The organism is Mycolicibacterium gilvum (assembly GCF_900454025.1).
Taxonomy (GTDB): domain Bacteria; phylum Actinomycetota; class Actinomycetes; order Mycobacteriales; family Mycobacteriaceae; genus Mycobacterium; species Mycobacterium gilvum.
Genome location: NZ_UGQM01000005.1, coordinates 16,612 through 37,902, shown reverse-complemented (window position 1 = coordinate 37,902; position 21,291 = coordinate 16,612). Strand labels below are relative to the sequence as shown.

Annotated in this window: 21 protein-coding genes and 1 pseudogene; 7 read left to right on the top strand and 15 right to left on the bottom strand. The window is 64.6% G+C overall.

What is annotated here, in order from left to right; all coding sequences use genetic code 11:
* Nucleotides 1–63 precede the first annotated feature (63 nt).
* From DYE23_RS31035 to DYE23_RS29520, 3 genes are all read right to left on the bottom strand, one after another.
* Nucleotides 64–222, bottom strand: a complete 159-nt coding sequence (locus DYE23_RS31035; RefSeq protein ID WP_164481798.1) for a hypothetical protein — start codon at nucleotides 220–222, stop codon at nucleotides 64–66.
* A gap of 71 nt (nucleotides 223–293) precedes the next feature.
* Nucleotides 294–1,382 (bottom strand): C40 family peptidase, encoded by a 1,089-nt coding sequence (locus DYE23_RS29525; RefSeq protein ID WP_115329229.1) that lies wholly within the window; start codon nucleotides 1,380–1,382, stop codon nucleotides 294–296.
* 40 nt (nucleotides 1,383–1,422) lie between these two features.
* Complete coding sequence (locus DYE23_RS29520; RefSeq protein WP_235682692.1) at nucleotides 1,423–2,553, bottom strand: VldE C-terminal domain-containing protein; 1,131 nt, start codon at nucleotides 2,551–2,553, stop codon at nucleotides 1,423–1,425.
* 614 nt (nucleotides 2,554–3,167) lie between these two features.
* On the opposite strand from DYE23_RS29520, the gene DYE23_RS29515 reads away from it, so the two are divergent.
* The gene (locus DYE23_RS29515) at nucleotides 3,168–3,464 is read left to right on the top strand and encodes a hypothetical protein (RefSeq protein WP_115329228.1); all 297 of its coding nucleotides are present in this window, start codon (nucleotides 3,168–3,170) and stop codon (nucleotides 3,462–3,464) included.
* A 35-nt stretch (nucleotides 3,465–3,499) separates the two neighbouring features.
* Here the strand turns inward: DYE23_RS29515 and DYE23_RS29510 are convergent, their stop codons facing one another.
* The 9 genes from DYE23_RS29510 to DYE23_RS29470 form a co-directional block, all read right to left on the bottom strand.
* Nucleotides 3,500–4,501 carry a cytochrome d ubiquinol oxidase subunit II gene (locus DYE23_RS29510; protein WP_115329227.1) on the bottom strand — a complete coding sequence of 334 codons (1,002 nt, stop codon included), beginning with the start codon at nucleotides 4,499–4,501 and terminating at the stop codon, nucleotides 3,500–3,502.
* Complete coding sequence (locus DYE23_RS29505) at nucleotides 4,498–5,889, bottom strand: cytochrome ubiquinol oxidase subunit I (RefSeq protein ID WP_235660672.1); 1,392 nt, start codon at nucleotides 5,887–5,889, stop codon at nucleotides 4,498–4,500. Before DYE23_RS29505 ends, DYE23_RS29510 begins: the two co-directional genes overlap by 4 nt.
* Nucleotides 5,890–5,964: 75 nt before the next feature.
* The gene (locus DYE23_RS29500) at nucleotides 5,965–7,101 is read right to left on the bottom strand and encodes a L,D-transpeptidase (protein ID WP_235660682.1); all 1,137 of its coding nucleotides are present in this window, start codon (nucleotides 7,099–7,101) and stop codon (nucleotides 5,965–5,967) included.
* Nucleotides 7,102–7,265: 164 nt separating this feature from the next.
* A complete protein-coding gene (locus DYE23_RS29495) occupies nucleotides 7,266–8,618 on the bottom strand; it encodes an MBL fold metallo-hydrolase (protein ID WP_115329225.1) in 1,353 nt (450 codons plus the stop codon).
* A gap of 45 nt (nucleotides 8,619–8,663) precedes the next feature.
* Nucleotides 8,664–9,434: a sulfite exporter TauE/SafE family protein gene (locus DYE23_RS29490; protein WP_115329248.1), complete on the bottom strand. Its 771-nt coding sequence runs from the start codon at nucleotides 9,432–9,434 to the stop codon at nucleotides 8,664–8,666.
* Nucleotides 9,435–9,476: 42 nt separating this feature from the next.
* Nucleotides 9,477–9,893: a DUF302 domain-containing protein gene (locus tag DYE23_RS29485; RefSeq protein WP_115329224.1), complete on the bottom strand. Its 417-nt coding sequence runs from the start codon at nucleotides 9,891–9,893 to the stop codon at nucleotides 9,477–9,479.
* Between the two features lie 34 nt (nucleotides 9,894–9,927).
* Complete coding sequence (locus DYE23_RS29480) at nucleotides 9,928–10,197, bottom strand: metal-sensitive transcriptional regulator (RefSeq protein WP_115329223.1); 270 nt, start codon at nucleotides 10,195–10,197, stop codon at nucleotides 9,928–9,930.
* Nucleotides 10,198–10,294: 97 nt separating this feature from the next.
* A complete protein-coding gene (gene ctaD / locus DYE23_RS29475) occupies nucleotides 10,295–12,040 on the bottom strand; it encodes an aa3-type cytochrome oxidase subunit I (RefSeq protein ID WP_115329222.1) in 1,746 nt (581 codons plus the stop codon).
* 196 nt (nucleotides 12,041–12,236) lie between these two features.
* Entirely contained in the window at nucleotides 12,237–13,436 is a 1,200-nt protein-coding gene (locus DYE23_RS29470) for an NAD(P)/FAD-dependent oxidoreductase (protein ID WP_115329221.1), read from the bottom strand.
* A 202-nt stretch (nucleotides 13,437–13,638) separates the two neighbouring features.
* Here DYE23_RS29470 and DYE23_RS29465 point away from each other — a divergent pair, with 202 nt between their 5' ends.
* On the top strand, nucleotides 13,639–14,430 hold the full coding sequence (locus DYE23_RS29465; RefSeq protein WP_235660671.1) for a GntR family transcriptional regulator: 792 nt from the start codon (nucleotides 13,639–13,641) through the stop codon (nucleotides 14,428–14,430).
* A 30-nt stretch (nucleotides 14,431–14,460) separates the two neighbouring features.
* Here the strand turns inward: DYE23_RS29465 and DYE23_RS29460 are convergent, their stop codons facing one another.
* Nucleotides 14,461–15,051 carry a rhodanese-like domain-containing protein gene (locus DYE23_RS29460; protein ID WP_115329219.1) on the bottom strand — a complete coding sequence of 197 codons (591 nt, stop codon included), beginning with the start codon at nucleotides 15,049–15,051 and terminating at the stop codon, nucleotides 14,461–14,463.
* 388 nt (nucleotides 15,052–15,439) lie between these two features.
* Between DYE23_RS29460 and DYE23_RS29455 the strand changes: the two genes are divergently transcribed.
* On the top strand, nucleotides 15,440–16,066 hold the full coding sequence (locus DYE23_RS29455; RefSeq protein WP_115329247.1) for an NlpC/P60 family protein: 627 nt from the start codon (nucleotides 15,440–15,442) through the stop codon (nucleotides 16,064–16,066).
* A 97-nt stretch (nucleotides 16,067–16,163) separates the two neighbouring features.
* Here the strand turns inward: DYE23_RS29455 and DYE23_RS29450 are convergent, their stop codons facing one another.
* Nucleotides 16,164–17,120, bottom strand: a complete 957-nt coding sequence (locus tag DYE23_RS29450; RefSeq protein ID WP_115329246.1) for an esterase family protein — start codon at nucleotides 17,118–17,120, stop codon at nucleotides 16,164–16,166.
* A gap of 316 nt (nucleotides 17,121–17,436) precedes the next feature.
* Here DYE23_RS29450 and DYE23_RS31030 point away from each other — a divergent pair, with 316 nt between their 5' ends.
* The gene (locus DYE23_RS31030; protein WP_172527970.1) at nucleotides 17,437–17,886 is read left to right on the top strand and encodes an Ig-like domain-containing protein; all 450 of its coding nucleotides are present in this window, start codon (nucleotides 17,437–17,439) and stop codon (nucleotides 17,884–17,886) included.
* A 357-nt stretch (nucleotides 17,887–18,243) separates the two neighbouring features.
* Here DYE23_RS31030 and DYE23_RS29445 read toward each other — a convergent pair whose 3' ends face one another.
* Nucleotides 18,244–18,942 carry a GntR family transcriptional regulator gene (locus DYE23_RS29445; protein WP_172527967.1) on the bottom strand — a complete coding sequence of 233 codons (699 nt, stop codon included), beginning with the start codon at nucleotides 18,940–18,942 and terminating at the stop codon, nucleotides 18,244–18,246.
* Nucleotides 18,943–18,991: 49 nt separating this feature from the next.
* Between DYE23_RS29445 and DYE23_RS29440 the strand changes: the two genes are divergently transcribed.
* From DYE23_RS29440 to DYE23_RS29425, 3 genes and pseudogenes are all read left to right on the top strand, one after another.
* Nucleotides 18,992–19,660 (top strand): peroxiredoxin, encoded by a 669-nt coding sequence (locus DYE23_RS29440; RefSeq protein ID WP_115329217.1) that lies wholly within the window; start codon nucleotides 18,992–18,994, stop codon nucleotides 19,658–19,660.
* 308 nt (nucleotides 19,661–19,968) lie between these two features.
* Nucleotides 19,969–20,277, top strand: a pseudogene (locus tag DYE23_RS31140) (cytochrome ubiquinol oxidase subunit I); the annotation flags it as partial.
* Between the two features lie 518 nt (nucleotides 20,278–20,795).
* Entirely contained in the window at nucleotides 20,796–21,110 is a 315-nt protein-coding gene (locus DYE23_RS29425; RefSeq protein WP_308207164.1) for a rhodanese-like domain-containing protein, read from the top strand.
* Nucleotides 21,111–21,291 lie beyond the last annotated feature (181 nt).

The following is a 21,291-nucleotide window of genomic DNA, read 5'->3' as shown; positions in this document are numbered from 1 at the left end:
TGCATTAACAGCATTAACAGCATTAACAGCATTGACGATGGCGTGCCTGGCGCGGTACTGAAATCAGAAGTGATCACGGGAGATCGTCTCTTCGAGATCGCGCGGCGCTGCGAACTCCGGTGGCCGCTGCGGGGTGGAGTCACCGCCGAAGACTTTCTTCGCCCGCGTAGCGAGATCCAAGATTTGACTGGCTTGTTGCTGCAACCCAGACTCCACGGCCACATCCTTTCCTCGGGCGGAACAACTACGAGCCTAAAGCCGCGCCGATCCCCCTCCGTGCACGATTTTCCGGGCTAGGTGGCCACCGGGCGGCGCGCGATAAACCCTGGCGGCATCGGCGCGATACGCACCACATCACCGGTCTGAGGGGCGTGCACTACCTGTGTCGACGAGATCGCCAACATGACATGACCCGGGCCGCGGCCGTCATAGGACGCCTTGGGAAAGATCAGATCACCGGCGCGGACCTCACCAGGAGGCACGGCCACCCCCTGATTCACTTGCGTATAGGTGTCGGGCCCCAGCTGCACGCCGGCTTGACGCCACGCCCACCCCGTGAGCCCCGAGCAGTCAAAGACTGAAGGGCCCTTGGCTCCCCACACATACGGGCGGCCCAGCTTCGACAACGCCGCCTGCACAGCCTGCCCACCCCTACCAGGAGGGATATCGCGGCCCGTGTCGATCCTGGGCGACGGTCGTCGCCCACCAGATCCGCCACCTCTGGAGCTACCACCAAACCCGCCCCCGCCCATAGGGATTCCCCCGAATCCACCACCGCTTTGTGGCATCGACAGGCCTGAGCCGCCGCCGAATGGTGAGCCGCTTCCTGCGCCCCCACCGCCGCGGCCGCCGTAGGCCATCGACCGCAGCATCGCCGCCATCTGCGCGTCGCGGGTTTTGTATGCCTGGACGACTTGTTGTTGTTGGGCGACGCGCTGGCGCAGGGCGACCAGTAGTGCTTTCTGGCCGGCGGGGGTGTTGGTGAACGGGGCCAGTCCGTTGGTGTCTGCGGCGGCGCCGTTGACCACGCCGCCGGAGCTGGTGCGGCCGGTGCGATCGGAGCGGGCGGCGTCGTCGAGCTGGGTGCTCAGTGCCCGGTCGTTGCCGGCCAGGGTGTCCAAGGCCGGGCCCGCGCCGCCGGCGAAGGTGGAGTAGTTGGTGGCCAGCTGCCCCGACAACGGCGCCATCTGCGCCTGCGACGTGCCCACCAGTTCCCTGGCGCCGGAGAGCTTGATGACCGAGCCCGCAGCCGGGCCTTGCCCGGAGGCCGGTGGATCACCGAACAGCGAATACGCGCGGCCCAGCACCTCACCGACCTGAGCCACCACCGCGCCAACCGACACGAAACCAGTATCAGCGACCCAGACCAACCCCCCAGACACAAAATCCGGAAGCTGGTGGCACCGCGCAGGCTGCTACCCGTTACGTGCGCACGTAGCCGCCGCCCTTGGTCGCGATGTGCACGTGATCGAAATGGTTCGCGGTGGCGCCGCCGCGGCCTCCCATCGGTTCACCGCCCCCGGGGCCGTAATACGTCGCTTGCCGCCAGATCGCGTGGTCGACGCCGAGTGCCTCTTTGTTGGCCATCACAAACGACAGCACTTCATCCCCCAGGGCCTTTCCCTGCGGGGTATTCCAATTGGGAATCATCACATCCAGAGCGAGCCCGTTGGGGTGCCACTTCAACGAGTCGGCGCGCACGCCGCCTATTTCCCGGATCTGCGGAAACGCCGCCGAGACAGCGCGATTGGTGAGCACGGAGAACTTCTGCAGCCCGTTCTCGGGAGCCTTGCCTGGTGGCAGCTGGCCCTGGATAGCTCTGGCGACAATGCTTCCGGCATCCAAGGCTCCCAGCGGGCCGCGGCCCCCCGGTCGCGTGCTCGACAGCAGGCGGGTGCCGCTGCCGCCAAGTCCAGACAACCCAGAGAGCCCCTGAAGTCCACTCAGCGGCGACCCCATTTGTGGCATCGACAGGCCTGAGCCGCCGCCGAATGGTGAGCCGCTTCCTGCGCCCCCACCGCCGTAGGCCATCGACCGCAGCATCGCCGCCATCTGCGCGTCGCGGGTTTTGTATGCCTGGACGACTTGTTGTTGTTGGGCGACGCGCTGGCGCAGGGCGACCAGTAGTGCTTTCTGGCCGGCGGGGGTGTTGGTGAACGGGGCCAGTCCGTTGGTGTCTGCGGCGGCGCCGTTGACCACGCCGCCGGAGCTGGTGCGGCCGGTGCGATCGGAGCGGGCGGCGTCGTCGAGCTGGGTGCTCAGTGCCCGGTCGTTGCCGGCCAGGGTGTCCAAGGCCGGGCCCGCGCCGCCGGCGAAGGTGGAGTAGTTGGTGGCCAGCTGCCCCGACAGTGGTGCCATCTGGGCCTGCCCGGAGCGCACCAGGTCCCCGGCGCCCGAGAGCTTCATCACCGAGCCCGCGGCGGGTCCTTGCCCGGAGGCCGGCGGGTCGCCGAACAGTGAGTGCGCGCGGCCCAGCACCTCACCGACCTGAGCCACCACCGCGCCAACCGACACGAAACCAGTATCAGCGACCTCGCCGGGCCGTCCGGACACGGCTGTAGGTTGCCAAATTGCGTGTCATTTGTCCGTGCATCGACCAGGTGCGACGCGGCATTGCCATTGAAATATCGGCCGGGTGTTGCCATCTAAATGTCGAATCCTAGAACCAGACGGTTGTGCGAGTCCCGGCCGAGTTGGGCGCCTGTCCGCTGGCTGTGTGCGCCCCCGGCGGCTATCCGAACTTCCGGGCCCGGCGGCGGGACGGCAAATCTAGTCGCTGACGACCCCGGGTGCCCACGCGGCGCCCGGGTACTCGACGTCGGCACATTCACTCCTTTCTAAGTGTTTGGACGGCTTCGTCGTTTGCGATGCGAAACATCTGCCCTTGCTTTCATTTTCGACCGTTTCTGCGTGAAACCCGTTTACCAGTGGATATCGGAAGAATCGTCAACGCAATGCCCCTACCTCTGTGGGCGCGGGGCGTTGGTGAGCTGCTACGCCGGTTGCCCTTCGTCGGCGGCGACATGTTTTCGTGAGTGTCCAATGAATGCGAACGGGGTGACCACGACGATGAATGGGTCGAGTGCGGCGCGACATCGCTTCTCTTAATCGCTGTAGCTGAGGGGACTGTCCGTTTTCGTCTCCCGATATGCGGGCATTCAGAGAGCATGACCAACGACGTTGAGAAACGCTGGCGCGATCCCGTCGTGTTCCGCGCCGCTGTCCGCTACGCCGTCTCGGTGATCGCTGTGGCGGGCTTGGCACTGATGGTCTACGCCTTTACCAAGGTAGTGACGGCTGGCGTCCTGGTGCCGGCCGTGTTGTTCGTGGGCGGCCTTGGGGCGTTCATTCGCACGTATCAGGTGTGGCGTGCTGAAGGAACGTGGCCGATCTGGCAGGGTGCGGGCTGGTTTCTGTTCGCTTTGTTCCTCGTCACCCTTCCCGTAGCGGGTTCGGCGCTGTAATCAGTTTCGCTCTCGCTGGAGAGCTCTCTAAAGCCTTAGCTGCGCGACCACTCTTCGGTTTGGGTGAGGTAGAGCAAGTAGCCCAGGGCCGGCAGCACGATGACGGCGGCGAGGGCAACGACCACCAGCAACCCGGCCAGCGTGGCGTCAGCTCCAGCGGCGTCGCCGATCGTGACTTCGTCGACGAGCAGCCACGGGTATTGACCAACGCCCCACCCGGTGATCACTGACCCGACTGCCGCTGCGCTGGCTACCCGGGCGATCGCGTAGCGACGGCGGAAAACGAGGATCACCGCGCTCACCCCTGCGACAAGTGCGAGCACGAGCAACGGGAAGGCGTGGCTACGCAGCCCGGCGGCGAGAGTGGGAGCGTCGTGCGTGACGGGGTAGAGCCCAGCGAAGACGATCACGCCGGTGAGAGCGGCCACGGCGAGGGTCCGCAGTCGCAGACTGTCGGCCAGATCGCTGTGGCCGGCGCGGTCGGCGTCGGCGGTCAGGAACACCCCGGCGAGGAACACGCAAGTGGCGACGGCCAGACACCCCCCAACCAACGACGTCGGGTTAAGCCACGAGCCGACGCGGTCGCCGTAACCGTCTGCCGGGACGCGACCCGAGGCGATCGCCCCGGCGACCGTACCGAGGAAAAAGGGAGCGATCAGCGACGAACCGGCGAAGATCGCACCGAACAACCGGGCCTGCGACATTGTCGCCGAGTACTTCCGGAACGCAAAACTAGCCCCTCGCAACACGATTCCAGCCAGCGCCAACGCCAACGGGATAAACAACGTGGTAGTGGCGGCAGCGAAAGTCGCGGGAAACCCCGTCCACCAGATCACCAAGATGTAGATCAGCCACACGTGGTTGGCTTCCCACACCGGTCCGATGCTGTGGTCGACGAGGGTGCGAATTTCTGCGCCGCTGCGCGCGTTGCCGGCGGTCAGGTCGTAGAAGCCGGAACCGAAGTCAGCACCCCCCAGCAGCGCGTAGATGATCACGCCGAGGAACATCGCCATCGCGACCACGGTGGCCAGCGTCACGGCACCGTCTCCGTGCGCGGAGGTCCGTACGGGCTGGGTAGGTCGACTTCACCGGCCCGCCACCGTTGGGCCATCGACCGCAGTACCACGACCGCACCGACCGTCATCCCCAGGTAGACGACCAAAACCGTGATGTAACTCCACCACAGACCGCTGCTCTGGCTGGCGGCATCGACGGTGCGCAGCACCTGCCACACCGTCCAGGGCTGGCGGCCGACCTCGGTGGCGATCCACCCGGATTCGACAGCCACGATGGCCAGCGGCCCGGTGAGGACCGACACGCGGAGGAACCACCGGTTGCCGAGCAAGTCGTATCCGCGCCAACGGGCCAGCCAGTACACCACCGCCACAGCGGCCAGGAGGGTGCCAATGCCCACCATCGACTGGAACGCCAGGTGCGTGATGTTGACCGGCGGCCACTCCGATCGAGGGATGTCCTCCAGGCCCGGGACGGGTGCGTCCCAGGAGTTGCGAGCAATGAGGGACCCCAGTCTGGGGATGGTCAGCGCCCAACGCACCTCGCCGTCGATGAGCACACCCCCCAGGCGCAGCGGCGCGGGTCCCTCAGTGGTCTGAGCCAGTTCGAACGCCGCGAGCTTGGCCGGCTGGGTGTCATGGATCCGCATGCCGAGCACGTGCCCAATGAACGGTTGGGCGACCGCGGCGACCGCGGCGAACGAAAACGGCACGGTGAATCCGAGCTTGTGATGGGTATCGGTCCGGCCGCGCAGCAGCCCGAACGCGTACACCCCGGATACTGTGAGGCCGACGACCATGAAGGCCGCCACCCACATGTGCAGGAACTGCAGCCACACTCCGCTGTTGAACATCGCCGCCCAGGGGTTGACGTCGACGACGTGGCCGTCGCGGATGGTGAATCCGGCGGGGTGGTTCATCCACGCGTTGACCGAGATGACGCAGAAGGTGCCGACCACCCCCGAGATGCCCATCGGGATGAGCATGGCCAGGTGGCGCCGCGGTGGCATGCGATCCCAACCGTAGAGGTAGATCCCCAGGAAGATCGCTTCGACGAAGAAGGACAACCCCTCGAAGGCGAAGGGCAGGCCGAGGACGTCGCCGAAACGGCCCATCAGGCCGGGCCACAGCAGGCCCATCTCGAAGCTCAGCACGGTGCCCGATACCGCTCCGATCGCGAAGAGGACGGCGGACACCTTGGCCCAGCGCCGCGCCAAGCCCAGCGCGACCGGATCGTTGCGGACGATGCCGCGCCGATGCATCACATAGATGATGGTGGGAAATGCCACCCCGAAGCTGGCCAGCACAATGTGCCAGCCCAGTGATACGGCCATCTGTTGGCGTGCGGGCAGCAGACCGGGTGGCTCGCCTGCGGCGGCCCACAGCAGCAGCGTCGCCTCACTACCCCACACGACGGCCCGCCTGGATGATCCCCACAGTTATCGCGCCCATCCGATCACTTCCCATCGCTTCATCGCTATCGCGTGTCAGGTCAATGCACTGCCGGCAAGCCACTGGTCCCAGGGCAGGCTCCAGTCCCCGTTCTGCCATACCTGCAACGGTTGCCCGCCGGTGTTGCGCACCTCGAAGACATCTCCGGGTTGGGCGAAGTCGTAGAACCACTGAGCGTTGTCGGCGTTGACGTTGAGGCAGCCGTGGGAGACGTTGGTGTTGCCCTGTGCCCACACCGTGCTCTCCAGTTGGTGGACGTAGATGCCGTCGTTGGACAGCCGCACGGCATACGGGATGGTTTCCTTGTAACCGAGGCGCGAATTGATCGGCAGCCCGTAGGTGGAGGAGTCCATGATCACGGGATTGGCCTTGTCCATCACGGTGTAAACCCCGGGTTGGGTCCAGAACGAAAACTCCTGTCCTGCCACCGATTCAGTGCCGCCCATGCCCATCGAGGTCGGGATGGTGCGGACCAGCTGACCGTTCTGGTAGACGCTGATCTGTTTGGTGGCATCATCGGCGACGGAGACGTGGGAGTCACCAATCCGGAACGACACCCGCGTGTCTTCCTGGCCGTAGAGGCCATCACCGAGAGCTGCTCCGTACACGTTCGCCGCGACCCCCACGGTGGTGCCGGGGGTGTAGTAACGCTCCGGGCGCCAATGGGCGTTCTGGTCGTCAATCCAGTACCACGAGCCCTGAACCGTCGGCGCGGTCGTGACAGACAAGCGGCGCTGCGCCGCGGCGCGATCGGCGATCGGCTCGTCGAAGTGCGCGACCACGACGGTACCGACCCCGTACGTGCCCCCGGCGGTGATCGCCGCCCCGGAGGTGGTCGTCAGGGACACCTTGGTCTGGTTGCTCGGCGTCAACGTGGTGAATCTCGACGTGCGAGTCACCGGTGTGCCGCCGACGCCGCGGGCCTGAACAGTCACCGTGTAGGTGCGGCCGTAACCGAGCGCAACGGTGGGTTTCCACAGCAGGTCATCGGGGGTGATCACGCCAGGAACCGCGACGTTGCTGTCGTTGACCATCGACACACTGGCAAGCGTGCCGTCGCTGGCCTGGACCCTGACGTCGCCGAGGGGGTCGACATCGGCGGCGTTGGCCGCCGGACGGAACGTGACCGTCGCCGGTGTGGTCGACGGCGGAGACGGAGTGGCGACCGGCACCGGGGTGTCGCTGCGTGTCCACGCCCAGACCCCGACACCTCCGGCGGCGATTATGACGATGGCAACCGCGGCCGCCAGGAGCGCGCGCGAGCGGCGAGTGACTGACACGACGGGGTTCCTCACAAGAGTTCGATGGAGCAACGGTCGGGACGACGCGGCGCCGCCTATGCGGCGCCGACCAGTTCCTGCTCTTTGGCGTTGTCGAACGCATCATCAATGAGCACGACTGTGCGGCTGGGCTTGTCGAGCATCGAGGCGGCGATCGAGGCGCGATACCCGGACCCGCAGTGGACCCACACCTGTCCGTCAGGGACCTCGCCGCGGCGCGACAGCAGCTCGTGCAGGGGGATGTTGAGCGCGCCGGGGATGTGGGCTTCGTCGAATTCGTTGGTCTGCCGCACGTCGAGGACCGTGAGACCGTCTGCCCCGATCGTCTCGCGCAGGTCGGCGAAGTCGGCGACCCGGTAGGAGTTCAGCGCCGTACCGTCGGCGAGGGTGTCCACGTCGCCCACCGCTGATCCGGTGAGGTTGTCGACACCGATCCTGGCCAGTTCGCGGCGCGCTTCGAGGATGTCCTCGGGCCGCTCAGCGATCAGGGTCAGCGGCGTACCCCAGGCGTAGAGCCAGCCGAGGTAGGTGACGAACTGGCCGGACAGTTCGAATCCCATGCTGCCTGAGAGGTGGCCCGCGGCGAATGCCGTTCGGTTGCGCAGGTCGACCACCCATTCACCCGAATCGATCCGCCGGCGGATCTCGCCGGCGTCGACCGGTGCGGGCATGGACAGGTCGACCGGTTGTGGGCCTTCGGCGTTGATGACGCCCATGTGCGCGTAGTAGGCGGGGTATGCCGACAAGCCTGCAATGAGTTCGTCGACGAAGGTCTGTTCGTCGTTGGTCAGTGCCGGGTTGTTGGACCGTTGCTCGGCGATGGTCGACGAGTCACCGCTGGATGGGGTGGCCGAGCAGAAGCTGCCGAATCCGTGGGTGGGATAGACCTGCACGTCGTCGGGCAGTTCGGCGGCCAGCCGGCGCACGGAGTGGAACTGTGCGTGCGTCAACTCCTTGGTGTGGTCATCGCCGAGCAGGTCGGTGCGTCCGGTGGTGCCGTGCAACATCGACCCGCCGGTGAAAACGCCGACCGGCTCGCCGCCAGTGTTCTGTAGGACATAGCTCACATGGGTGTGGGTGTGGCCTGGGGTGTGCAGCACCTGGAAACGGAACGGGCCGGCGTCGATGATGTCGCCGTCAGCGACCGGGCGACGGTCGAAGGCCACGTCGTCTTCGGCTGAGACGACGTATTCCGCTCCCACGGTGCGGGCCAGTTCCAGCCCGCCGGTGACGTAGTCGTTGTGGATGTGGGTCTCCAGCACGTGGGTGATGCTGACGTTCTTCTCCTGCGCGAGGTCGAGGACCCGGTCGATATCGCGCTGCGGGTCGATGACGGTGGCGACGTCGCCGTCGCTGACCAGGTAGCTACGGTCTCCGAGACCCGAGGTTTCGATGATGGTCACGTTCATGGCTTTGCTCCTTTGTTCGAGATTGTCGTGCGGTATGAGGTTGTGTCAGCGCAAGAAGATGGTGTCGACGACGACGAACGCCGCGACCACGAAGACCAGGTAGGCGAACCAGCGCTGCAGCCGGTCGGTGTTGAGGCGGGTGCCCAGCTGGCCCGCGACGAGCGAGGCGACGGTCGCGGTGGCCGCGAATGCCCCCGCGAGGGCCCAGTCGACGCTCAATCCGTGCAGGTGGGACAAGAAGCCGGCGACTGAGTTCGCGACGATGATCAGCAACGACGTGCCGATCGCGATCGGCATCTCCACTCCGAGCATCAGCACCAGGGCGGGGATGATCAGAAATCCGCCGCCGACGCCGAACAGTCCCGTCAGGAGCCCGACCGCCAACCCGGCGGGGATGGATCGCGGAGCGCAGCGCCGCCAGTCGATGCCGCCCTCGGCGTCGCAGGCGGTGCCGGTGTGGTCGTTGCTGCTGAGCATCCGGGCGCCGGCCAGCACCATCACCGCGGCGAAGCCCAGTAACAACACCGACTGCGGAAGGTGCGACCCGATCGCGGCGCCGGCAAAGGTCGCGGGTATGCCCGCCGCGGCGAACACACCTGCCAGACGCCATTGCACCTGCTTGGCCCGGATCTTGGGAAGCGCACCGACCGCCGAGGCCACGCCGATCACCAGAAGTGACACCGGGATTGCTTGTTGCATGTCCAGCCCGACGGCGTACACCAGCGCCGGTACCGCCAGGATCGAGCCCCCGCCGCCCAACAATCCGAGCAGCACTCCGATGAGGGCGCCGAACGCCAGGGCCAGAGCGATGGACACGGTCATGCTGAGTCGTCACTACACGTAGACACCGACGAACGTCTAACGGGAAGAGTCGGCGGCGGACGTCAGCGATTCGATGGCGGCACGCAATTTGGCGGCCGCGCTGTCGGCGACAGGTTGCAGCCCGACCTGATCAGCGACCTGAACCATGATCTGCGGGTCCATCGCGTCGACAATCACCGTCCCGGGTTCGTCACGGTCTGCGCGTACGACGACGTTGCAGGGCAGCAGCAGGCCGATCTGGCGATCGACGTCGATGGCCTGGTGTGCCAGCGGCGGGTTGCAGGCACCCAGGATCAAGTAGTCCTCCATGTCCTGATCGAGCTTCTTCTTCAACGTCGCTTTCACGTCGATCTCGGTCAGCACGCCGAAACCCTGTTCGGACAATGCTTCTCGGGTTCGGCGCACGGCCTCATCGAACCCCGTTTGCAGTGTGGTTGATATGGCCAACGTCATGATGTTCCCCTGTTCTCTCTAATGGGTCGTCGGGTCATGCCAAGGCCAAGAACAGCTTCTCCAGTTCGGCTTCGGTCATTGGCTGCGTGCCCTCGGGAATTGCGCCGGTCAGGCATTGCCGCATTCCGGTGGCGACGATCTTGAACCCAGCCCGGTCGAGCGCCTTGGACACCGCGGCGAGTTGGGTCACCACGTCTTTGCAGTCGCGGCCCGCTTCGATCATCGCCACGACGCCTGCCAGTTGTCCCTGCGCACGCCGCAACCTGTTGAGCACCAATGCCATGGCCTCTTCGTCGCTGACCAATGCCCGATCCTTCCCTTGTAACCCCTCAGGGTTAGATACCCAGGGGGGTATCTCTATAAACACGGTAGACTCAAATGACCTTCCCGCGTCTGGCGAGCTAGCTGCTGCGGTCCGGTTCGGTCCGGGGCCCGAAACCCTCAGGCGATTCAAAGGCCGTGGCGTGTTTACCGATGTGCGCCTCGGCCCGCATCCGCTCGACCATGTGCGGATAGTGCAGTTCGAAAGCCGGCCGTTCGGACCGGATGCGGGGCAGTTCGGTGAAGTTGTGCCGCGGCGGCGGGCAGCTGGTGGCCCATTCCAGGGAATTGCCGTATCCCCACGGATCGTCCACGGTCACGGGTTCGCCATAGCGGTAGCTCTTGAACGCGTTCCACAGGAAGAACAGGGTTGATATCCCCAGGATGAACGACCCGATGGTGGAGATGACATTGAGTGTGGTGAAGCCGTCGGAGGGCAGGTAGTCGGCGTAGCGGCGCGGCATGCCCTCATCGCCAAGCCAGTGCTGGACCAGGAAGGTGGTGTGGAATCCGATGAAGGTCGTCCAGAAGTGCAGCTTGCCGAGTCGCTCATCCATGAGGCGGCCGGTGATCTTCGGGAACCAGAAGTAGAAGCCGCCGAACATGGAGAACACGATGGTGCCGAACAGCACGTAGTGGAAGTGGGCGATGAGGAAGTAGCTGTCAGTGACATGAAAGTCCAGCGGGGGGCTCGCGAGGATGACCCCCGAGAGGCCGCCGAGCAGGAAGGTGAAGAGGAAGCCTACCGCCCACAGCATGGGGGTTTCGAACGTGATCTGGCCTTTCCACATGGTGCCGATCCAGTTGACGAACTTGATGCCGGTCGGCACGGCGATCAGGTAGGACATGAACGCGAAGAAGGGCAGTAGCACGGCGCCGGTGGCGTACATGTGGTGCGCCCATACTGCCGCCGACAGCGCCATGATGCCGATGGTGGCGTAGACGATGGTGGTGTAGCCGAAGATGGGTTTGCGGGAGAATACTGGGATGATCTCAGTGATGACGCCGAAGAACGGCAAGGCCACGATGTAGACCTCGGGGTGGCCGAAGAACCAGAACAGGTGCTGCCACAGCAGCACTCCGCCGTTGGCCGGGTCGTAGACGTGGGCGCCGAGGTGGCGGTCGGCGGCAAGTCCGAATAGCGCCGCCGTCAGAATTGGGAAAGCGACCAGAACGAGGATGCAGGTGATTAGCACGTCCCAGGTGAAGACCGGCATCCGGAACATCGTCATGCCCGGGGCGCGCATGCAGACCACCGTGGTGATCATGTTGACCGCAGCCAAGATGGTGCCCAGTCCGGAGACGATCAGGCCCATGATCCACAGATCCCCGCCGGCGCCGGGTGAGTGGATCGCATCGCTGAGGGGCGCATACGCCGTCCACCCGAAGTCGGCCGCACCACCAGGGGTGATGAATCCAGCCAGGACAATCAGACCACCGAACAGAAACAGCCAGAACGAGAAGGCGTTGAGGCGCGGGAAGGCGACGTCGGGCGCGCCGATCTGCAGCGGCAAAATCAGATTCGCGAACGCGAAGACCATCGGGGTGGCGAACAGCAGCAACATCAACGTGCCGTGCATGGTGAACATTTGGTTGTACTGCTCGTTGGACAAAAATTGCAGCCCCGGTACGGCCAACTCGGTGCGAATGAAAAGGGCCATCAGACCGCCGGCGAGAAAAAACCCAAATGTAGCGGCGAAGTACATTTGTCCGATCAGCTTGTGATCGGTCGTGGTGATCAACTGGTAGATCAGGGTGCCTTTAGGCTTATAACGCGCCGGGAAAGGGCGTGTCGCCTTCAACTCCGGGATCACGGTGTCGGTCATGCGTCTCCCCTACGACAGGGCACTCTCGCGCCGCTCAGCTTCTCCGTCGCCAGCGATGAGGCCTGTCGCTAGACCCTCTTATTTGCCTCACACCGGAGCCGATCATGACGTACCCCCTCCGGTATAAACCAAACCCCGCTTCGGCGTCATTCAATCGTCGCTCATCAGGGTCGATCATGCAGCACTCTTACCGCAGTCACGCCCGGCCCTTGAGAATCAGGTTCCAGTACATCGCGGGAAGCCCGTAGCGCTTGAGCAGCCACATGTCGCGCCGTTCGTGGGTAGTGTCGATGAACGGGATCGAGGGTGCCGGGCGCATCGTGTAGTCGAACTCGGCGAGCAGCATCTTGTCGCGCGCGGTGGTCAACGGACACGACGCGTATCCGCCGTAGGACGCCGACAGTGGGCGGCCGGCGATGCTGTCAGCCAGGTTGGCCGCCACCACTGGGGCCTGCTTGCGGATCGCGGCACCGGTTTTGGAGTTCGGTGTCGATCCGGCATCGCCGAGAGCAAAGATGTTGTCAAAGGAATTGTGCCGCATAGTGTTCTTGTCCACATCGACGTAGCCGCCGGGATTGTCGTCAGCGCGCAGCGGGCTGGATTTGATCCAGTCCGGCGCCGACTGGCGGGGGACGACATGCAGCAGGTCATAGCCGACCTCGGAGGTGCTGTCGGCGGCGTTGTCTGTGATCGTCACCGTGCGGGTGTCGGGATTGACGGTGGTGACTTCACTGTTGAAGCGCACCTCGATGCCATAGCGGGCCACGACGCGTTCAAGTTCGTCGGAGAACTCCTTCACACCGAACATGCCCGGGGTCGGCAACACCATGACGATCCGAATCTTGGACAGCACCCCCTGGCGCCGCCAGTAATCGGCAGCCAGGTAAGCGATCTTCTGCGGCGCACCCGCACACTTGATCGGCCCCGACGGCATCGTGAAAATCGCCGTTCCCGACCGCATCGACCTGATCAACTCCCATGTCTTGGGCGCCAAGTCGTAGCGATAGTTACTCGACACCGCTGCCGAGTCCAAGGATTCGGCCATACCGGGCACCGCAGTCCAGTCGAGCTGGATACCCGGACACACCACGAGGTGGTCGTAACCGACAGTGACCCCACCTTCGGTGCTGACGCGCTGCTTCTCCGGATCGATCTCACAAGCCCGATCCTTGACCCATCCCACACCCTGCGGCATCACCGACGCCTGCGGCCGAGCGCTGGCGTCCGCCTTCACACAGCCCCCGCCGACCAGCGTCCACAACGGCTGGTAGTAGTGCGTGTCCGAGGGCTCGATGATCCCGACGTCGTTCATGCCCGCATGCCGAAGGCGTGCCGCCAGCGACACTCCCGCGTTACCGCCCCCAATGACGACGACCTGATGTCCTACTGCATTCACTGCTCAACCTCCTGAAGTCTGGTGGCGGATGCCCGTCCCTGCACGAAGCCGCTGCTCACCGAGCGCGCTCCAGCGGCGGAACAGATCCACGCCAAGATGTAGGGATGTACGTACATCCGACTACGCTAGCGTGTCAGTCCCGGAAATGCACTACTGCACGCGACACTGGGTGCCAAGCAAACCGAGGGACGAGGAGGTAATCGTGGCCCAGCAGGGAGACCTCGCATCGCGCATCGATCGCAGCAGCGCGCTCCCGTTATGGGCGCAAGTGCATGCTGACCTCCTGGCACGCATCCAGGCCGGTGAATTCACCTCCGGCTTTCCCGGAGAGCATGCCTTGACCAGCGGCTATGGCGTGAGCCGTCACACTGTGCGCGAAGCGCTGCGCCATCTGCGCCACGCGGGCGTATTGATCGCCGAGCGGGGACGAGCGACCAGACTTGCCGAAGTGCCGGTGATCGAGCAGCCCCTTGGTGCGCTCTACAGCCTGTTCGCCGCAGTCGAGGCCACCGGGGTGCCCCAGCACAGTGTGGTACGCGTCCTCGACGTCCGAACAGACCCCACCGTGGCCACAACACTGGAACTGCCACCCGACGCGTCGTTGGTCTACCTGGAGCGTCTTCGCATGGCCGGCGATCATCCCCTCGCCCTAGACTTCGCCTGGTTGCCCGCCGAAGTCGCCCGACCGCTCCTGGAGGCGGACTTCACCCATACCGCGCTCTACATCGAACTCGAGACCCGTTGCGGCGTTCGATTGACCGGCGGGCGCGAAGACATCACCGCAGTCGTTCCCGAACCGCCGGAAGCCGAGCTGCTCGCGCTCGACGAGCGCTGCGCCGCCCTGGCCATCCGCAGGCTCAGTTGCGTAGAACAGAAGCCAATCGAACTGCGCCACACGCTAATTCGCGCAGACCGCTTCACCGTCAGCGCCCGCTTCTCCCCGACCGAGGGCTACCGATTCCTCACCGAGGGCGCCCTGTCGCCGAGCAGCTGACGGACTGCGGCGTCTGTGCCGTGTTCCGCGTCAACGCGGAGTCGCCGTCGCGGATAACTCGGCGACGATCGATTGTGCGTCACACGAGGTCCCGCGGTTATAAGGAAGCTTGGCCAACAGCATGCCCATCGCACAGGTGTCCGACACTGCGGCGAACGTCAAACCGCCACCAATCCCGGCAGCAAGCCACTTGACCTTGGGGGCAACCACGCTGGCGAGCACACTGCTCAACACAAGAGAACCGGCCACCAACCGCACCTGGCGCTCAAGATCCCAGCGCGTCCGGCCCTTATTGACCGCCAGGCCGCGGCTCTCCCACGCCGCCATGCCCCCATCCAGGACATGCACATTCGGCAGACCCACACCGCGCAACGCTTCCTCGGCCTGCGCAGCCCGCTGACCCGACCGACACACCAGCACCACGTCCTGGTCGAGGTGGCGGGAGATGTCCTCTCGATGCTCACGCAGCAGATCTAAGGGCACGTTGTAGGCGCCACCGATGTGAACGGTCTCGAACTCCCCCGGTGTGCGCACATCGAGGACACGCGGAGGCGTCGGCGACCCCAACATCTCCTCAAGCTCGGACGGGTCGATCAGGAAGGCGGCACTCGGAGTTGTCATGGATTTCCCTTCTCAAACGGATCTCTCAATACCCCGTAGGGTATCGCCACGGTAACACAGCGGACGGCCTATCCGGATGTACGTACATTGCCCCCTTCCGCTCTGCGATCGGGCGGCTCCGGGAAGCGCTGAACCCGCCAGCCCCGGCGCGAGGCCTTACCCAGTGCAGGCGTTCGCGCCCGCATGCGGCCGAGACCTGACAGCCAGGGCGGAGGCGCAAGTTGCCGAAATGAGGCGCCCCGTAACCCAATCCGTGACGCACCAAACCTACTGTCTAGCTACGTACGTATTAATTCAGTAACTCGACTTCGATAACGACGTGGAGGTTGCCGTTGTGCGGCGCCGTGATGCTCTCCGCCTGGCATGCGTGGTCGGTACGCCGTGGGCGATGGCCGCTTTTCCGGTACATGCAGTGGCACAGCCTGAGCAGTGGGACCCTACGTTGCCGCGCCGGGCCAGCGCGGGTGCGCCCGGGGATCCCGTGGCTATCGCCAACGCGTCGTTGGAGGCCGCCCGGATCGCCACCGAGACCACGCTCGAATTGGGCCGCAGCTTCCTCATGGGCGCCGCCTTGCCGACAGTGGGCGCACCGCGAAGCGTCCGCGCAAAGGGGCCGATGGCGATCGAATACGTTGTGCGACGGGCAGGTTCACAGCTCGGAGTGCCGTATTCCTGGGGAGGCGGAGACGTCAACGGGCCAAGCGCGGGTGTGGACAGCGGCGCAGGCACCGTCGGCTTCGACTGCTCAGGCTTGACTCGCTTCGCCTTCGCGGGGGTCGGAATTCTGCTTCCTCGGTGGTCGGGCGACCAGTACACCGCCGGGCGTCAGGTGCCCCGTGCCCAGGCACGGCGCGGCGATCTGCTCTTCTGGGGGCCTGGCGGCAGCCAACACGAGGCGCTCTACCTCGGCAACGGTCAGATGGTCGAAGCTCAACAATCCGGTGTTCCGGTGAAGGTGTCCCCGGTCCGCCTCGGCGGAATGACCCCAAACGTAACCCGCGTCATCGATGTCTGACGCCGGCATTGGGCTGCCGCGGCGCTGGTTGACCGCGTGCGGCTGTGCGCAGTCGGGCGCATGCCCATAAATGCTGGACGTCGAGAGGGCCGGCGTATCAGCCGGCCACCGGTGCAGCTGCGCCCAGGGTGCGCTGAATATCCGGCTTCATGAGTGCGAGTTGTTCAGACCAGTAGGCCCAGCTGTGTGTGCCACTGTCGGGGAAGTTGAACACTCCGTTGCGGCCGCCTTCGGCCAGATAAGTCTCTTGAAAGGTCTTGTTGGTTCTCAGCGTGAAGCTTTCGAGGAACTTCGCCGGCAGGTTGTCCCCTTCCAGAGCCCCACCGCCGAGGTCAGCAGGCTTGCCGTTGCCGGCGAAGACCCAGATCCGGGTGTTGTTGGCGACGAGTTGGCCGATGTTGACCATCGGATCGTTGCGCCGCCACGCCGGGTCGGATGACGGCCCCCACATGTCTTCGGCGCTGAAACCGCCCGCGTCCTTCATTGACACGCCCACCAGTGTCGGCCACCAGCCTTCGGACAGATTGAGAAACCCCGACAGCGACGCTGCATACCGAAACTGCTGGGGATGGTGGATCGCCAACGTCAGTGCCGCCGAGCCCGACATCGACAGACCCACCGCGGCGCTTCCCGTCGCCTTCACCTGACGCTGTTGAGAAAGAAATGCTGGAAGCTCCTGTGTTAGAAACGATTCCCACTTGTACGTGGTGCATCCGGCGCTCCCGCATGCCGGCCGATACCAATCGCTGTAGAAACTCGACTGGCCGCCCACCGGCATGACCACCGACAGGCCCGACTGGTAGTACATCTCGAAAGCGTTGGTCTCGATGTCCCAGCCGCTGAAGTCGTCGCGGGCGCGTAGACCGTCGAGCAGATACACCGCCGGTGAGTTCACGCCGCCGCTTTGAAACTGGACCTTGACCTCGCGCCCCATCGCCGCCGACGGCACCATCAAGTATTCGACGGGTAAGCCGGGTCGCGAGAAGGCGGACGCCACCGCTGACGGACCCAGCACGGCGCTGACCGTCAGCGCCAACGCGGCGCCGAACGCCATCACCACACGTCTGAGTAACAACACAGGCTCTCCTTCAACTTGGACGGGGGAACGCCGAGCTATGTATCTACGTAGTAGGTACGTATGCTTTGCTTAGCATTCCTACGCGAGCGCACTCGCTAACGCAAGCGGGGAGTCGGACCGCGCTACACGCCGCAAACCTGCACTCACGGCGCTCATTCGCTTGTGGGTGTCGGGCCGATACAGCTAGACCGCTCAGGAGGGTCCCGTGGTTCTCGTTCGCCGACGACACTTGACGTGGCGCCACATTTCAAGCGCAGCAGTGGCCGTCGCGGCCATCGCTGCGGCCGCATTCATGTTTTGGCCCAGCGATGTCGGCGAGGGTGCTGCACCCGTGAGCACAGCGACGATGCCAGCCACGCCGGCGACCGTGGTGATCACGCCACCTGCGGGAGCGACCGGCGTGCATCCCACCGAAGGCGTCTCGGCGACAGTCACCGCAGTTGTACTCCGAGAGGTATCGCTGGTCAATCACCGGGGTGCGCCGATTCCAGGTGCTGTGGCCTCAGATGGGCAGTCGTGGACGCCTGCCGTGCCGCTGGACTACGGCGAAACCTACACCCTTACTGCGACGGGCGTTGGGACGAATAAGACTGCGGTGCAGCGGAGATCGACGTTCACCACCCTGAGTCCGCAGGCGCAGGCGGCGGTCAGTCTGCATACCACCTCTGGCGCGTCGCCTCGCGACGGCACGACCTACGGTGTGCGGTTTCGGGTCGCGGCCATCTGGCACCCTCGGCCTTGAACGGTAAACGACACTGCTGAGCCACCCTGGATTTACCGCACGCTTCCCTTCGGCGCATCACGCGCTTCCCGAGATCGCGGACGGGTTTCTATTGGCGATGTGCGCCTTCTCGGCAAGCAGAGATCGGCCAAGCCGGAAGATCAGTTGGCGTTGTCGCCCCAATAGAATAGGAGGCTGTCATCACTGGCGAAGCCATTTCTACACCGGACCGAATTGTTGGGTAGCATATCCAATCGTCCCAGCTCAAACGGCACTTCCGCTCGTATCAAGATCCACACTCATTCGTCAATTGTCCATGGATTCAGGCGACTAAGTCGTTCGGTAGTGGAGCCGGTGGCGCCCGTAGAGATCGTCGTGCTATCCGGGGGAAGCGGTGCCGCCGGGATCCTTCCGGATAAAAGCCTCTTCGTGCTCACGGGAGAGCTGGGCGGCGGCGGCAGGGTCGGCGGCGGCGACAGCGTCGAGGATCTGGCGGTGTTCCTCGGCGCCACCGACCATGTCGAACCCTGGCACGAGGACGAGTTGAGCGGTGCGGCCCTCGATGGCCAGCGAGTCCCAGGTCGATAGCAGCACCCGGTTACCGGACGCCACCACGATGAGCCGGTGGAAGCGCATCGCATGGCGGACGTAGGCCTGGCGATCCTCAGTTGCTGCTGCGGCGGCCATGCCGTCCACCTCGGCGGTAAGAGGGACGAGGTCGGGGCGGCTGCCAGCGGCCAGTCGGGCGGCGGTTTCCTCCAGGGCCGCGCGCACCTCCGACACTTCGTCGATCTCTGTTTGGTCGACTTGCCTGACCCGGCAACCTCGGTTGGCTTCGAACTGGATCAGGCCCATCCCGGCAAGCTGGCGCAGCGCTTCACGGACGGGACCCTGGCTGACACCGATCTGGCGGGCGATGGCCGTCTCGACCAAGCGATGTCCGGGCGGATAGGAGCCATCCACAATCTGCCCCAGCAGCAGGTCCTTGATCTGATCGGGCAGCGAGATGCGAAGCATCCCCGGGTCAGCGGCGGGTGACGGCGTGGTGAGTGTCACAACACTGGGCGAGGGTTCCACGCTAGGATCATAGATGATCGATTATATTTCTTCGATGAAAGGACACGCCATGAGTCTGCAGCTGGGCGATACCGCCCCTGACTTCACCGCTGACACCACCGCAGGCCCCATCTCGTTTCACGAGTGGCTGGGCGACTCGTGGGGGATGCTGTTCTCCCACCCCGGCGACTTCACCCCGGTGTGCACCACCGAGTTGGGCGCGGTCGCCCGGCTCAAGGGGGAGTTCGACAAGCGCAACGTCAAGTTGCTTGGGCTGTCGGTGGACTCGGTCGAGTCCCATCTGGCGTGGGAGGGCGATGTCGGCGAAACCCAAGGCTGTGCGGTGAACTTCCCGATGGTTGCCGACGCGGACCGCAAGGTGTCCGAGCTCTACGAGATGATCCACCCGAATGCCAGTGCCGCGGCCACGGTCCGCTCGGTGTTCGTGATCGCTCCCGACAAAACCGTGCAGTTGATCCTGACCTATCCGATGTCGACGGGACGCAACTTCGACGAGATCCTGCGGGCCATCGACAGCCTGCAACTCACCGCCGCACACCCCGTCGCGACGCCCGCGGACTGGCAGCCCGGTCAGGACGTCATCATCGGCCTGGGGGTCTCTGACGACGACGCCGCGGCGCGCTTTCCCGGCTACCGCGCGGTCAAGCCCTATCTGCGTCTGACGGAGCAGCCGCAGCCAGCCAGGGTTCATGCCGACGTTCCTGCCGATGCTCATTGAGTAGACGTGTCACCGCGGTCGCATGACGACGCCGTAGCCGCCGCCTGTCTCCTCGCGATGGTGACCGAGTTGGCCGCAGCGTGGGATCTGGTAGCCGCGCACGACCAGATGGCGCTGTCGTTGGGTTGGCGCACGCCGCCGCTTCCGCCGGCTCCCGCGCCGTCACTCTGGCCTGCTTCAGCGTCGGATGCCGGTGTTGGTGCTGTTCGCCGAGTGGCGAGGCTTCCGCACCGGCGACGTGCATTGCCAGCTGCTGGCGCGCCGCTGGGCCAAGGCAATAGGGGGCTCGTTCTGGGAATCTATTCTACGGCTGGGACCGGCTTCTCGCCGACGACCACCTGCTCTCCGGAAGCCCCGGCGCGGTGGCCGGGATCGCCTCGGTGTTCTTCGTCGTGATGGCGAACGCGTGGACGACCCGGCCGCGCGGGTTCGACCTCGTCAACGGTGGGGTCACCATCGTCGACGTGTGCGCGGCGACGTTAAATCCCGCCACGCCGCCGCAGACCGTGCACATGATCATCGCCACGTTTCTGGTGGCGGGTTCGCCGTCGCCAGTGTGTATGCAGTCGCCGTGCTGCGCGGACGCCGGGACCGCTATCACCGGCTGGGTTCTTTGATCCCCTCGTCGCGGTGCTGACAATCGTCCAGACGCTGACAGTGACCCTCATCCCGCTTGGGGTCGGAGTGGTGATCCTGGCGTCCTCCATCGTGTGGCTCTGCTATCTATCGCACCGCGAGCACAGCGAATCGCGTGTGCCGACGAGGGCGGATCTGCCAGTCATGTCCAGAAACCGCAATGAAACCACCAGGCGTTGCCCCTTGGGCTTGGATCCGTTTGAGGTCGCGCTGGATCTGATCCCAACATTCCGGGCGCAAGCCGAAGTGTATTGCATGTCAAGTGAATACGAAGGTCGGCACGTGGGCGTTAATTTTCGCCGAACTGGACGCCTGATCCGCCGGGTACGATATGTGGAGTGACACCAGAACTTTCAAAAGCCATGACGCGTCGGACTAGAACGCGATCCCAGGATCCCGTCGGTGTGCCTTGTCCGGTGGATGGACAGCCCGATCTGGTTGCGGTCGATACGACGTGGGAAAACTGCAGCCACTGCACTGTGCCCCGAATGTCGTTACCGTGGGTGAGCTCGAACTACTCGAGAAGGTGCGCGGTGGCGCCGCACTCGTCGACACTCGGGTACCCGATTCAAGGAACGGGGTTACCATCCCAGGTGCTGTTAACATCCCGCACGACGCGATCGAAGAACATCGCAATGAGTTCGACTCAGATCGATTGACCATCGTGTTCTGCAACGGTCCGCAATGCCGACAATCGGCCGACGCGATTCGGCAGCTTCTGGAAAGTGGTTATCCCGCATCAGCATTGGCTTATTATCGGGGAGGACTGCACGACTGGGTGACGTTAGCCATGCCGACTGAAGCGACAGAGTAAGCGCATTGCCAGCAGTCTGGTCGGATGCCGGTCGGCGGCCACCCGGCTGACCACCGTAGACCAGGAGAAATGTTTTGGGGGGCAGACCTTTGAGGCCAAACTGGGGAGGCCTCGGCACTTAATTGGACGAATCGCGCGTCTAACTTTTCGCGGAGTTGTGCAGCGCTGTCTCTCCGGATTC

Coding starts and splice junctions, on each gene's coding strand:
- DYE23_RS29515 (WP_115329228.1), top strand. CDS start 3,168: ATGACCAACGACGTTGAGAAACGCTGGCGCGATCCCGTCGTGTTCCGC.
- DYE23_RS29495 (WP_115329225.1), bottom strand. CDS start 8,618: ATGAACGTGACCATCATCGAAACCTCGGGTCTCGGAGACCGTAGCTAC.
- DYE23_RS29485 (WP_115329224.1), bottom strand. CDS start 9,893: ATGACGTTGGCCATATCAACCACACTGCAAACGGGGTTCGATGAGGCC.
- ctaD (WP_115329222.1), bottom strand. CDS start 12,040: ATGACCGACACCGTGATCCCGGAGTTGAAGGCGACACGCCCTTTCCCG.
- DYE23_RS29460 (WP_115329219.1), bottom strand. CDS start 15,051: ATGACAACTCCGAGTGCCGCCTTCCTGATCGACCCGTCCGAGCTTGAG.
- DYE23_RS29455 (WP_115329247.1), top strand. CDS start 15,440: ATGGCCGCTTTTCCGGTACATGCAGTGGCACAGCCTGAGCAGTGGGAC.
- DYE23_RS29450 (WP_115329246.1), bottom strand. CDS start 17,120: ATGGCGTTCGGCGCCGCGTTGGCGCTGACGGTCAGCGCCGTGCTGGGT.
- DYE23_RS31030 (WP_172527970.1), top strand. CDS start 17,437: ATGTTTTGGCCCAGCGATGTCGGCGAGGGTGCTGCACCCGTGAGCACA.
- DYE23_RS29440 (WP_115329217.1), top strand. CDS start 18,992: ATGAGTCTGCAGCTGGGCGATACCGCCCCTGACTTCACCGCTGACACC.